Annotated in this window: 12 protein-coding genes; 9 read left to right on the top strand and 3 right to left on the bottom strand. The window is 34.9% G+C overall.

Going from position 1 to position 13517, the window contains the following annotated elements; genetic code table 11:
• On the top strand, positions 1-550 hold a 550-nt coding region (locus BKO01S_RS24595; RefSeq protein WP_066051338.1), incomplete at its 5' end, for a hypothetical protein.
• A 142-nt stretch (positions 551-692) separates the two neighbouring features.
• A complete protein-coding gene (locus tag BKO01S_RS07720; RefSeq protein WP_066051341.1) occupies positions 693-1658 on the top strand; it encodes a glycosyltransferase family 4 protein in 966 nt (321 codons plus the stop codon).
• Positions 1659-1707: 49 nt separating this feature from the next.
• On the opposite strand, the gene BKO01S_RS07725 is transcribed toward BKO01S_RS07720, so the two are convergent.
• Positions 1708-3381 (bottom strand): glycosyltransferase family 2 protein, encoded by a 1674-nt coding sequence (locus tag BKO01S_RS07725; protein ID WP_066051344.1) that lies wholly within the window; start codon positions 3379-3381, stop codon positions 1708-1710.
• 273 nt (positions 3382-3654) lie between these two features.
• On the opposite strand from BKO01S_RS07725, the gene BKO01S_RS07730 reads away from it, so the two are divergent.
• On the top strand, positions 3655-4719 hold the full coding sequence (locus tag BKO01S_RS07730; RefSeq protein ID WP_066051349.1) for a glycosyltransferase: 1065 nt from the start codon (positions 3655-3657) through the stop codon (positions 4717-4719).
• A gap of 62 nt (positions 4720-4781) precedes the next feature.
• Here BKO01S_RS07730 and BKO01S_RS07735 read toward each other — a convergent pair whose 3' ends face one another.
• Positions 4782-5753: a CgeB family protein gene (locus BKO01S_RS07735; protein ID WP_066051355.1), complete on the bottom strand. Its 972-nt coding sequence runs from the start codon at positions 5751-5753 to the stop codon at positions 4782-4784.
• 2 nt (positions 5754-5755) lie between these two features.
• Positions 5756-5977 (bottom strand): hypothetical protein, encoded by a 222-nt coding sequence (locus BKO01S_RS07740; RefSeq protein WP_066051358.1) that lies wholly within the window; start codon positions 5975-5977, stop codon positions 5756-5758.
• Positions 5978-6175: 198 nt separating this feature from the next.
• Here BKO01S_RS07740 and BKO01S_RS07745 point away from each other — a divergent pair, with 198 nt between their 5' ends.
• The 6 genes from BKO01S_RS07745 to pseC all read left to right on the top strand — a co-directional run bounded on the left by BKO01S_RS07745 (position 6176) and on the right by pseC (position 13497).
• Positions 6176-7918 (top strand): hypothetical protein, encoded by a 1743-nt coding sequence (locus BKO01S_RS07745; protein WP_066051361.1) that lies wholly within the window; start codon positions 6176-6178, stop codon positions 7916-7918.
• Between the two features lie 181 nt (positions 7919-8099).
• Entirely contained in the window at positions 8100-8873 is a 774-nt protein-coding gene (locus BKO01S_RS07750; protein WP_066051363.1) for a glycosyltransferase family 2 protein, read from the top strand.
• Positions 8874-8884: 11 nt separating this feature from the next.
• On the top strand, positions 8885-10324 hold the full coding sequence (locus tag BKO01S_RS07755; RefSeq protein ID WP_066051366.1) for a CDP-glycerol glycerophosphotransferase family protein: 1440 nt from the start codon (positions 8885-8887) through the stop codon (positions 10322-10324).
• Positions 10324-11328: an SDR family NAD(P)-dependent oxidoreductase gene (locus BKO01S_RS07760; RefSeq protein ID WP_066051369.1), complete on the top strand. Its 1005-nt coding sequence runs from the start codon at positions 10324-10326 to the stop codon at positions 11326-11328. Before BKO01S_RS07755 ends, BKO01S_RS07760 begins: the two co-directional genes overlap by 1 nt.
• A gap of 11 nt (positions 11329-11339) precedes the next feature.
• Complete coding sequence (locus tag BKO01S_RS07765) at positions 11340-12308, top strand: NAD-dependent epimerase/dehydratase family protein (protein WP_066051373.1); 969 nt, start codon at positions 11340-11342, stop codon at positions 12306-12308.
• Positions 12301-13497, top strand: a complete 1197-nt coding sequence (gene pseC, locus BKO01S_RS07770; protein ID WP_066051375.1) for a UDP-4-amino-4,6-dideoxy-N-acetyl-beta-L-altrosamine transaminase — start codon at positions 12301-12303, stop codon at positions 13495-13497. The genes BKO01S_RS07765 and pseC overlap by 8 nt, the downstream gene beginning before the upstream one ends.
• The last annotated feature ends 20 nt before the right edge of the window (positions 13498-13517 follow it).

Raw genomic sequence — 13517 nt, forward strand, 5'->3', positions numbered from 1 at the left:
AGAGCCAGGTCCGGTAGGCCCAACAGGTCCAACTGGTCAACCTGGAGATTCCATATGTGATTGCTGTGTAGAACCAATGAGAGAATTATTACTGGAACTTGTAGGTGAGGAGAACATTACAATCTCTACAACCCAACAAAGTGCTGGAGGTGCACTTGTTAACGCAGATATTGAAGCTGTTGTAGGAGATTTTGTTATTCTAAATGATGGAGATGATGCAGTACCAATTTGTAAGATAGTTGGTTTAAGTGGGGATGCATTGGCCGAAGTTTCTTTACCAGTGAATCCTGAAGGGGATGCAGGTTTCTGTGATTGTTGTGAAGAGGCAACTAGAGACATTCTCAATGCTATTTTCATATCAGAGGGAGAAGCTGATTTTCTTACAGAGGGTTCTTTAAACTTTGTTAACACACAGAATGCAACCATTTTAGATCTAGAAACAGGTTTAGTAAAAATTGAGACTGCCAATGATGTAGTTGTCTTATCAACTTGTTTCATTTCGTCTATTCAAAATATTAATCCAAACCTTATTATCCCTACAGAAGACTAAAAATTCGTTTTCCCTTAAATCAAATGACCAATAGATAAATAATTTCATTTCGATTAGGTCAACTGTTGTTTGGTTGACCCTTTTTTATGGATTATAAACAATTCTTCGAGCACTGAATATATTAAGGTAGGAGTGTATCGTGTTGAGAATAGTACAAATATCCCCAGATGTTTATCCAATTCCACCCAATGGATATGGTGGAATAGAAAATGTCGTTTATGATTTAACGGAAGAACTTGTTAAAAGAGGACACGAAGTATACGTATATGCACCACGAGAGAGTACCACAAGTGCAAAACTGATTCCCTATCTGCATAATGACCCCTGGCAGCATAGTAGGATTGTCAAACGTGTTAAAAGGACACTGCCTAATAATATTGATATTATCCATGACCATACCCACGATTCACTTATTGGTAGATTAAATCTGCCTATTCCTACCATATCGACCATACATGTTGACCATGCGTATGCTGTAGAAAATCGAGTATTTATTAGTAAACGTGCAAGAGAATATCTAGGTAGTGTTAACGAGAAATATGTTCATAATGGTATCATCCCATCGAGCTATGAATTTAGTTGTGAAAAAGAAGATTATGTATTGTTTTTAAGCAGATTGACTCGGGAAAAAGGACTTGGGAATGCTTTGGACGTTGTTGAGAAAACAAACGACAGATTAATCATAGCTGGCCCGATCCATGATTATCCTCTATTCGAAGGGGAATACAAGCCGAGAATAGAGTCAAACCCAAATGTTGAATATATAGGGATGGTTGCTGGAAAACAAAAACAAGAGATTTTAAAAAGGGCAAAATGCATGCTATTCCCCATTGATTGGGAAGAACCGTTTGGGTTAGTTATGATAGAAGCGATGGCTTGTGGCACACCAGTACTTGCGTTTCCAAAGGGTTCAGTACCAGAGATTTTGGAAGGTTTTCCTCAATTAATCTGTCACACAGTAGAAGAGATGATAGAAAAGGTCCGTGAAAATTCATTTCCATATCCTGATCAGCTTCGTAGATATGTAATTGAACGGTTTTCAGTCAGCCGAATGACAGATGAATATTTAGCTATTTATAATGAATTAATAGCAAAGAATAATAGATAGTAATAAAAGTACTATTAAAGAAGACCTGCTTTCAAGCAGGTCTTTATTATTAATCTATTTGTATTTTTAAATGTTTGCTTAAAGTTACATTATTTTGATCTAAATGTAGAATTTGAGCCAATAATGGATACGTTCCTTGTTTATTATAGAGTCCTTTAGGAGGAGACTTTACATAACCTGTACTTCTCCACTGATCAACATTGGAAGTTGATACCAAACTTGTTCCACCATCCCAGTCTTCAATTAAAAAGCCAACACCTGCTCTGTTAGCTGAAGTGTCATAATATGCATTGACAGCTTCAATTATGACCGTATGGACACCAGGTTGTAGGATAAGCGTTCCTGTTGATGGTGGTAACTCGTATCCATTTTCTACTATACCAATTTGAAAGAAATTACCTTTATAAGCTAGTGGTTTTCCATCAAGATATACAATTGCTTCATCATCGGCAAAATGCAAAATGAAATGGATATGGGTTGGCTTATCAAGGGTAAAGGTAGTATGGTAGAATATAAGACCGTTAGGCTCGCCCCACCCTCCGTATGGATGTTTGTTTAACCACATGCAGCCCGATTCTCCTATGTTACTAACTGTCACAGACTCAGTAAATTGATCAGCTTTGAATAGTGGATGGTCAGTCCAATAGTAGAAAGGAACTTCATTCTTTAAGGAACCTTGTATGTCGTACTGAAGTGTTTCGTTTGTTTTAGCTGTAATAACATCAATATTAATGTTGGAGTTTAATTGATTTGTTGGGATAGATGTTGTTTGCTCTTTAATTTTTCTTAAGCTATTTCTATACCTAAATGGGTCATTCCAAGGGCGGTAAATTGCCATCATACAAATGACTGGGTCACTAAGGCCGTGTCTTTTGAATATTTTCTTTAGATTTTCTTCATTTCCATCAATACCACGGAAACTGTTAGGATGCTCCTGATGATATCCGAGAATTTCGTTTATACTTTGAAATTCTATCCCAACTTTAGACAAACGGTAACCAAGCTCCCAATCTTCTAGGCCATATTCAATAAACTCTTCATTGAAGCCACCAACACGAAGGAAATACTCTTTTCTCACTGATACTCCTCTTGTTGTAAAGAGCATCCAAGGGGCTACATCAGTTTTTTTCCACTCTTCTTTCCAGTCATCATTTATTAACTTTACTGTAACCAGTTGTAGTTTTTTATAGTTTCTTTTTCGAATATCTTCGGGAGTTATTACTGAAACCACTTCACTTGATCGTGAAAATGAATTTTTCCATAATCCAGAAGTTGAAAGTCGGGATTTAATCCTTTCTTTCTCCGATCGTGAGAATTCAGGATATATATGTGTATATACTCCTATCCAGGATTGAGGGACAACCGAAAGTGAAATGTTTTCTTTTGATTCGTGTCCATATATGAATGTTTCTATGAAAGTAGGGAGTACGATAAAGTCCGAGTCACAAAAAATAAGAATTTCACCGCTTGAATGTTTTACACCTTGATTACGGGCGGAACCTCTTCCTTTTTGTTTGTTCGTTGAGGTATAAATCAAAGGAAAAGGACAGTGAGACTGATAATCCTGGATAAATTGTTCTAATTCATCGCTAGAACCATCATTTACTATAACAACTTCAAATCGGTCTAGAGGATAAGTTTGGTTTTCAAGTGATGCTAAAGTTAACTTTACCTGATGAACACGATTGAATGCAGGAATAATGACACTTGCTTCAACCGACATATTCTTCACCCCTTATAATAGTAGTTTTTTATTGAATTTTTAATTATAGTAGACATTAAAATTGTATGTAAAATTTATTTAAATGGTGTTCATTTTAGGGAAAATGGGTATAACGTTTTCTACTAATAATTCATATATTAATAAAAGGTAACCATAAACTATTTTTTCTAAATTCAAATTTAATGCAATGATGTGAGCTTAACTAAATATATAAAGGAGAACAACTTATAGGTATTTTTTATAGGCTTGTATAAATTGTGAGGTGAAATTGTTGTGTCCACAATTAGTCTCTGTTTAATAGTTAAAAACGAAGAGGAAGTCTTAGACCAGTGTTTAAGTAGTGTAAAAGATGTTTGTGATGAAATTGTCATTGTTGATACCGGATCAACAGACAAAACAAAAGAGATAGCCGCCAAGTTTACCGATCGTATTATAGATTTTAAATGGATCGATGATTTTTCTGCCGCTCGTAATTTTGCCTTTAGTCATGCGACAATGGACTATATTATGTGGTTAGATGCAGATGATTCCTTAGATGAAAAGAATCTTATGAAGTTAAAGGATTTAAAAAATAAGCTTGATTTGTCCGTTGATGCGGTATCAATGATATATCATTATGCCTTTGATGAAAGCGGAAATCCGAACTTTTCTTTTAGGAGAAATCGACTGGTTAAACGCTCGAATTATTTTAAATGGCACGGACCAGTTCATGAGTATTTAGATGTAACAGGAAAAATCATACAATCTGAAATAGCTGTTATGCATAATCGAGCTATGAAACAACACCTCCCATCAAAAAGAAACATAACCATCTATGATAATAGATTAAAAAAGGGAGAAGTCTTTACACCCAGAGATCTATATTATTATGCTAACGAATTAAGGGACCACCAAAAATATAGGAAAGCTATTCGTTATTATGATAAATTTCTTGCAACAAAAAAGGGTTGGGTGGAAGACGAAATAAGAGCGTGCATAAATAGAGCGGATTGTTATCAAAGTTTAGGAGAAAACGAGAACGAAATGGCTTCTTTACTTCAAAGCCTTAAATACGATTCTCCAAGAGCAGAATTCTGTTGTAAAATGGGTGACTATTTTATGGAGAAGAGAGAATATGAAACTGCAACCTTTTGGTATGACTGTGCCATCAATAATAAAAAGACAGATACGGGAGGATTTCAAAATCCTGATTATTGGACTTGGTATCCTCACTTACAACTATGTGTTTGTTATTGGGAGTTAAAGGATCTTGAAAAGTCTTATGAACACAATGAAAAAGCAGGAGAATACCGACCGGACCATCCTAGTGTACTCTCTAACCGCACTCTTTTTAATTGAATAAAACAAAAAAATCCCAATAGTTACTTTATTTGAAACTATTGGGTGACTTTCATTCAAGTTTATTTACTGTCTTGTTTAATGAAATTTTGGAAATCTTCCATCCTTTTAGTAAAAGTATGGTATTGAAGAGTACACGATCTTCCAATCGTTGCAACTTCCTGTATTAATGAAGGTGACTGGATATACTTGTTTATCATCCTGACGCAATCTTCTTCATTGGTGTAGGAAAATATAGTTTTGTTGGGAAAATTATTGGGGGGGCTTATTGAGTCATTAATTATCTGAAATCCCCCTGATGAGAAAATATCAAAAAAACGGTTATTAACACTTACATTCTTAATGTGATTCTTGTTCTTGTTCCATTTAAAATGATATTCTCGATGAGCATTTATAATAATTTTCGCCTTATTATAATAACTATTAATTTCCAAAGGTGGCAACCAGCGATTTATTAATTCTAAGTTTCTCCATCTTTTTACTTTTGATTTTAAAAGGGTATTCCACTTATCTCCAATTAACGTTAGTGAATAATCGGTATGATTGGATAGGTACTCTACCAGTTGAATTCTATTTGGGTAGGGATAGCCCACGATTAATAAATCAATTTCTTTTTCTGTATCAAGAGGCTTGAACACTCTCTCATTTGTTGCTAGCGGGAAGTAGTAAACATTATTGTATCCTAAAGATTGATAAAAGACAGCTGCCCCTTCATCAATAGTAAGGATAGTATCAGCCAACGGTAGAACTTTCCTACTTACATCCATGTAGAAAGGATCTTCCGTCAACCATATTACAAGGGGAACTCGATTCTCTATGATTGTATTTATTAATGTGTATGGTATTTTATTTGCGATCATAATTAATACAAGATCGGGTTTTTGGGATTGTATCTTCTCTTTCAGTTCCATAGGCTTGATAATTGGAGGAAAGGAGATAAATTCCAGATCATTGTTATTACTTCCTTCTTCAATCCATTCTTCAATAAACGGATAGATCCCCTGGTAACCCGATTGAATATGAAGAATTCTCATCCTTACCCGAATTTAATGGATTCAATTCGATCAGCAAGTAACAATACAACCACACTATCACTAGGTGTAACGGAACTGAATTCTTTTAAAGTAACTAAGCCAGTAGATGGATCAAATGTAACAAATTGAGCTGGTCCAATATTATCTCCGGAAAAAGTCACTACTGTAATGATTGTTCCTGGATTCATGTTCTCAAATACCGCTGAAAAACCTCTATTATTCATTCATCTCACTCCTATTAAAATTTGATTTACAGGATAACATATAAAAATATTCTAACTTTTGTATAGTAAAAGAGTTGATATTAAAGAAAAATGAATGAATAGCCTACTATTTTTCTTCTCGTGGAGATTACATATGAGTCACAATATAATGAATGGTTCATATGTTTATATAAAAAATGTGATAAGGAATGAGGGAAAATGGATAGTTGTAAAGAATCCAATGAGTCACAGATTTATTGGAATAGAAATACGGAAACTCCACCTAACCAACAAATTTACCGTTTTAACAGTTTATTAAATCAACTTGAAAGTCTTGAGGAAAAAATGTTTCAAATGAATCAAGTTCAAATGAAGGAAATAAAGGGAGTTTCAGAAGTAGTAAAAAACAGCAAACAAGGGATGATAGCGGAGATTGGTTCTACCCGAGACCAATTACTTTTACAAATAGGTGAAATAGTAAATTCCATAGGTAATTTCAGACAAGTAGAAGACAAACGGTACAAGAAAGAGAAAAAATATCTAGAAAGTATAATTAAAAAAGTAAAGAAATCTGACAAAAAGCATAGCTCGTATGAAAATCAAACCATGGAAGCTCTTTCTCAATTAATAAAAAGTGTTAATGAAGTTCTCTTGCATCAAGGTGAGACGGATGAGCAGCTAGAACAAATTAAGAATGAAATAACTAATTATGGCAACATAGGGGATATTCACCATAGTAAAGACCAGGAGTCTCTAAAAACACTAATCAATATAGTAACTCATATAGATGAGAAACAGATGTCTCACGAAAACCAAACAATAGAAGATTTTTCTGAATTATTGAAAAGTGTTGAAGAGGTTCAATTATCTCAAGGTGAGACGGATAAGCGTTTAGAACAAATCAAGAATGAAATATCTAATTATAGCAACATAGAGGATAATCACCATAATAAAGAACAGGAGTATTTAGAAACAATAATCAATATAGTAACTCAACTAGATGAGAAACAGATGTCTTACGAAAACAAAGCAATAGAAGCCCTTGCTCAATTATTGACAGGTGTTGATGAGGTTCAATCATCGCAAGGTGAGGCGGATGAACAGCTAAAACAAATCAAAAATGAAATTTCTAGTTATGGCAGCTTAGAGGAAATTAACCATAGAAAAGAGAAAGAGTATTTCGAAACAATACTCAAACAAGTAAATCAGTTAGATTTAAAACAGATGTCTCACGCAAACCAAGCTTCTGAAGTTCTTTCTAAACTCCTGTCAAAAATTAAAGAGGTTTATGACAATCAAGGTTTGACGGATGAACAGCTTGAACAAATCAAGAATCAGTTGTCTAGCTACAGGAATATAGATGAGTGTCACCATAGGAAAGAGCAGGAGTATTTAGAAAGTATCAGTAATCAAATAAACAAAATAAATAAAAATCAAACATCCTTCGAAAACCAAGCGTCAATTGCTTATTCAGGACTATTATCTAAGTTTGAAGAGGCTAATACTTTACACGGAGCAACGGATTACCAGCTGAAGCGGATCAGCGACAACTTCTCAGATTTTCAGAACTTAGAGGCTACACGGTATGAGAAAGAACAAAAGGATCTGGGGAATATATACAGTTTGTTAAATAAACTAGATGAGAAGCACACTTCCTTTGAAATACAAACAGTTGCCTCACATGCGCATATTTCAAATCAACTTGAGGAGATTCATACCCTTCAAGGTGAGGTAATTAAATTATTTGAAAAAATAAATAGTACCATCATTAAGTTATTAGCTACGTTACCAACAGGGAAAAAAATATCGTCCGTGACTGTAAAGGGAAGTCAATTAGAACTTCAATCCTTTATCAACTTCGATGAGGAAACCAATATGGCTACTTTTCAGCATAGTGACGGAAGTTTAGTCGTGGTTGATAGTAGACAAATTTTAGCTATTACTTTTCCATCAAGTTTATAGTTGAATAATATAGCTGGACCCAATTTCTATTAGAAGAAGTGGGATCCAGCTTTTTTTCTTTTTGTCTACTAATTTATTTATAGTTATTATGTGGAATTATTTGTAAAATAGATTATTTTACTATAACCGGTACATCAATTTCTACATAGGATGAAAAGACTTAAAGGGAGGGAGTATTACAATGGCGGAGGTTTCAGTAATAATGACAAGCTACAATAAGCCACAGTATGTAGCAAATTCGATTAAAGCCATTTTGAATCAAACGTTTGCAGATTTTGAGTTGTTTATTATGGATGATAATTCGAATGAAGAAACGATAAGAGCAATAGAACCATTTTTAAAGGATCCTAGAGTTAAATTCTTTCAAAGTAATATTAAAACAACAAAACAAAGAGTTGAAAAAGTAAGATATGCTGCGTTAATTAATGAAGCATTAGAGATGTGTTCAGGAAATTATATTTCATATGCAACGGATGATAATTGTTACAGACCAAATAGACTAAAGACGATGGTGAACTACTTAGAAAAACATCAAAACGTAAATATTGTTTATTCGGCGTCGCTAACGAACCATATTAATTTGAGTAATGAAGTTTTAAAAACCCAAGTTCGACCGACCAAGGGAATTGTTTCCATTGCACCTTGTCAAATTGATCATTGTTCAATCATGCACAGACAATCTATTTTACCAATAATAAAAGAAAAATTTGGTTCTTTTTGGGACGAGAATCCAGAGTTCTACCGGATTGGGGACGCACGATTCTTTTGGAGATTAAACCAGTATTGGGATTTCTACCCAATAAGAGAAATCTTAGATGATAACTATATAACAGAATTATCCATTCACCACAAGCTTGCCAATGAAAAGCAAAATGAATTTGTACAGATGTTACCAACGCAAAGGACTTGTAAGGAACTAAGGGAAGAATTACGAGCCATGAAGAAACGAAACTAGGAGGGTAAACAGTGTCCACATATTTGAATAATTACTGGTCTCTCTATAGTGAGTTTATTAATGTATTTAAGAATATGAAGTATAGAAATATACCTATAGCTCTATTAACCAATTTCTATCAACAAATTAACGATGAATTAAGATTGGAAATGGAAAAGGAAGATTTTTCATTAAAACTAAAGTATTCTAGTATTCACGAAAAACGTGAGATACAGCCATTCTTTGATAAAATTCTTAGGCCGATCAGGATACCAATAAAGAATCAACCCAAAGGGAAAGTGGTAGTGAATTCTGATTATACCAGACTACCTGAGAAGACATTTACAGATTATTTTAGGAAAGAAAAAACTATCATCATTTCACGTTCCAAGAAACCAGAACTATTTGGTATCTCGAATGAGTATATTGGTAAATTCAAGAGGGAAACGAATGGTCATTCTGCTCAGTTAGTAAAAACGGCATCTAGAATACTTACAAAATACAAAGATCATCCTGCATTAGGGAATTCGTATTTTGCTAACACTTTCATAAAGCGAATTCCCACTATCGTTGACGCAATAGAAACGGCTGTTACCTTTTACCAAGAAGTACAAACATCGATATTAGTCATTGGAACAACAGAAGATGTTGTTAGTAGAGCATGGGCGATGGTTGGATCCATGTATGGAATTCCAAGCATTTGTTTGCAGCATGGGATACTAATGGGTGAGGAAGCCTTTATTCCGGTCTTCTCGAGTCATGTCGCGGTTTATGGTGACTATGAGAAACAATGGTATATGACTAGGGGCCTCCAGGAAAATCGAATAGAAATAATTGGACACCCTCGATATGATCATTTATTTACAAAAATACAAGACCTAAAAGTAAATGGAAGTAAATCCCACCTTAATCCCTCTAAAATTCAATTATTAATCACGACTGGTCCTAATCTAGATGCCTCAAAACTTACTTCATTCATTGCAGAGTTGAATCTTAGTGAAAGATATCAAATCCTTTTAAAACCCCATCCTTGGGAGTTAGCCAAAAATAGAACGTCATTATATACAGAATTACAGAAAAAATATAATTTCCTTCAAGTTATTACAGATAGAAAAATCGATACAAACGAGTTAATTATGAACTCTGATGCAGTGATTTCTTCTCTCTCGACGGTTGCATTAGAAGCCATGATACTAAACAAGCCCGTATTCATCTACTACTTCATTCAAAGCAATAGAGAGTACGACTACTTCAATGGCTTAGGGAATTACGTCCAAAGAGATCCAAAGGAATTAGTAAAGATGATTAATTCTTATTTTCAAGAAGATGAGGAAAGGAAACAGTACGAACACATGAGAATCAAATTTTTAGAGTCATCCTATAGTGTTTCTAATGCTAGTTCGGAGCTTGTTAAGTCAATTGAGAAGATAACAGGCGGTTTAAATAACAAAAATAAAGGAGGAGGGGAATAGTGTATTTTAAAGGGAAAAAGGTACTAGTAATTGGTGGTACAGGAACAATTGGTAAGAACATTGTTAAGCATATTTTGAAAGAAGAACCTGAAGTGATACGGATTTTTAGCAGAGACGAATTTAAACAATTTCAGTTAACAAATGACTTGGGGAATCATTCGAAGCTTAGATTCTTAATTGGTGATATTCGTGACTATGATCGTGTGTTTAGTGCGATGGAGGATATTGATTATGTATTTCATACAGCCGCAATGAAACATGTGTCTTTTTGTGAATACAATCCCTTCGAGGCAGTACAGACCAATATTATCGGTACCTATAACGTAATTAAGGCCGCTAAGAGTCAGAATGTGAAAAAGGTTGTTTTTACTAGTACAGACAAGGCGATTTCACCTACAAATAATTATGGAGCAACCAAATTATCTGCTGAAAAGCTGATTTCTTCTGCAGAGTATTCAAAAGGTACCGGAAAAACGGTCTTCGCAAGTGTTCGTTTTGGAAATGTAATGGGGTCAAGAGGATCAGTTATTCCATTATTCGTAAACCAAGTAAGAGAAGGAAAGGACCTTACAGTAACCGAACTCTCAATGACTAGGTTCATGATGACATTAGAACAGGCAACGAAGTTAACCATTGAAGCTCTAAAGATTTCTTTAGGTGGAGAGACATTTATTTTAAAAATGCCTGTCATCGGACTTTCAGATTTGGCCGAAGTTGTTCTAGAAGAAACAATTAAGAAATATAAAATACATTCCTCCACAAGTAAAATCATTGAGATTGGTTTAAAACCAGGAGAGAAAAGATACGAAGAGCTCATGACATTTGACGAATCTTTACATGCATTTGAATTACCCGAGTTATTTATTATTCCTTCTCCGTTTGCTCCCAAAAATCAATATGAGAAGGCCAATAAAACTAACCCAGGAACGTATAGCTCGGAAGGTCAAATTCCATTAACAAAGGAGCAAGTACGAGAGATCATTGTAAAAGAAAAATTACTATAATGGAGGTTACTATGAAAATATTAGTTACTGGTGGAACAGGTTTTATCGGTAGATGGGTAGTTAAAAGATTATTACAAGATGGACATCAAGTATGGGTTGTTGACAACTTGGCAAACTCATCAATCGACAATTTAAACGAATTTTCTAATCATAAGAACTTAGTAAGCATCAAGATTATGGATGTAAGAGATAAGGAGTTTTTACAATATATTTTCAACGAAGTAGACTTTGATCTTTGCTACCATCTTGCAGCAAGCATTAATGTTCAAGATAGTATTGATGATCCAGAAACGACATTTACCAATGACACGGTGGCAACCTTTTATTTGCTAGAGGAATGCCGGAAAAAGAACGTTAAGATCGTCTTAATGAGTACTTGTATGGTTTATGATCGAGCCAGTGATGAAAGAGGTATTGATGAATCCTCGCCGACTAAGCCAGCTTCCCCTTATGCAGGGGCAAAAATTGGTGCAGAAAACATGGTACTCTCGTATTATTTTGCTTACGGTTTACCTGCTGTAGTGGTTAGACCCTTTAATACGTATGGTCCCTTTCAGAAGACAGGAGGTGAAGGGGGAGTAGTAGCAATTTTTATTCATAATAAGTTAGTCGGTAGCTCTATAAAGATTTATGGTGATGGAACACAAACGAGAGATCTTCTGTATGTGGAGGACTGTGCTGATTTTGTGGTAGAAGCAGGTTACAGTGATAAATTACATGGAGAAATTGTAAATGCTGGAACCGGCAATGATATCTCTATTAATGCTTTAGCAGAGCTCATTTCAGAAAACCAGGTGTCTATTCAACACATCCCACACATACACCCGCAAAGTGAGATACAAAAACTTCTTTGTCATTCAGGAAAAGCCGAACGTATTCTCGGTTGGAAACCAAAAATCTCCATTGAAGAGGGGATAAAAAGGACAGAAGCTTGGATAAAAGAAACAATGGCAAAAAAGGATGAAGAAGATCATGAGTGATGAGCAGTTAGCTATTCATGGTGGAAAACCAGTAAGAAATGCATATCTTCCTTATGGGAAACAAGTATTAGATGAAGACGATATCCAGTCCGTAGTTCAGGTACTAAAAAGCGATTACTTAACAACTGGACCAGTAATTCAGCAGTTTGAACAAGACATGGCTAATTTGACAGGAGCAAAGTACGCGGTTGCTTTCTCCAATGGGACGGCCGCCCTACATGCAGCCTGCTTCGCAGCGGGAATCAGTGAAGATGACGAAGTAATTACAACACCGATGACATTTGCTGCATCAGCCAATTGTGTATTATATCAAGGTGGTAAACCAGTTTTTGTTGATATCCATCCAGATACGTATAACATCAACTCAATGTCAATTAAAGAGAAAATTACAAAACACACAAAGGCCATTATTCCAGTTCATTTTACGGGTCAACCAGCTGATATGGATGAAATTATGAAAATAGCCCGTGAAAATCAGTTAATTGTGATAGAAGATGCTGCACATGCACTTGGGGCTATGTATAAAAATCAAAAAATCGGGTCTATTGGTGATATGACGATGTTTAGCTTTCATCCAGTGAAGCATATAACAACTGGAGAAGGTGGAATCATCACTACCAATCAGGAAGACTTTTATAAAAAATTAATTCAATTTCGTACACATGGCATTACAAGAGAACCAAATATCATGAGGGAAAATCATGGCCCTTGGTATTACGAGATGCAATTCTTAGGATATAACTATCGAATAACAGATATTCAAGTAGCTCTTGGTGTATCTCAGTTGAAAAAATTAGAAACTTTTATTCAGAAACGAAAACAGTTAGTTGAATTGTACATGGAAGAATTAAAGAATATGGATGAAATTGAATTACCAAAACAATTGCCCTATGTGGAGTCCAGCTGGCATTTATTTGTATTAAAGCTCCAGCTATCAAAACTAACCGTTGGAAGAAAAGAAATTTTTGAGGCTCTCCAAAAAGAAAATATTGGCGTTAATGTTCATTACTTGCCGGTGTATTTGCATCCCTATTATCAAACTCTTGGATTCACAAAGGGTATATGTCCAATTGCTGAGAAAAGTTATGAAGAATTTCTTACTCTCCCTTTATTTCCGGGAATGGATGAAGGGGATGTTATGGATGTTGTTCGTGGGTTGAAAAAGGTTATTAAATACTATAGAAAGTAGATTCCAGATGGGGGTGAGTC

Origin of the sequence: Robertmurraya korlensis NBRC 107688 (assembly GCF_001591645.1) — a bacterium.
GTDB lineage: Bacteria > Bacillota > Bacilli > Bacillales > Cytobacillaceae > Robertmurraya_A.

Bases quoted from the DNA above. Each gene is read 5' to 3' on its own strand.
- BKO01S_RS07725 (WP_066051344.1), bottom strand. From the start codon at position 3,381: ATGTCGGTTGAAGCAAGTGTCATTATTCCTGCATTCAATCGTGTTCAT.
- BKO01S_RS07735 (WP_066051355.1), bottom strand. From the start codon at position 5,753: ATGAGAATTCTTCATATTCAATCGGGTTACCAGGGGATCTATCCGTTT.
- BKO01S_RS07740 (WP_066051358.1), bottom strand. From the start codon at position 5,977: ATGAATAATAGAGGTTTTTCAGCGGTATTTGAGAACATGAATCCAGGA.
- BKO01S_RS07745 (WP_066051361.1), top strand. From the start codon at position 6,176: ATGGATAGTTGTAAAGAATCCAATGAGTCACAGATTTATTGGAATAGA.
- BKO01S_RS07750 (WP_066051363.1), top strand. From the start codon at position 8,100: ATGGCGGAGGTTTCAGTAATAATGACAAGCTACAATAAGCCACAGTAT.
- BKO01S_RS07765 (WP_066051373.1), top strand. From the start codon at position 11,340: ATGAAAATATTAGTTACTGGTGGAACAGGTTTTATCGGTAGATGGGTA.
- pseC (WP_066051375.1), top strand. From the start codon at position 12,301: ATGAGTGATGAGCAGTTAGCTATTCATGGTGGAAAACCAGTAAGAAAT.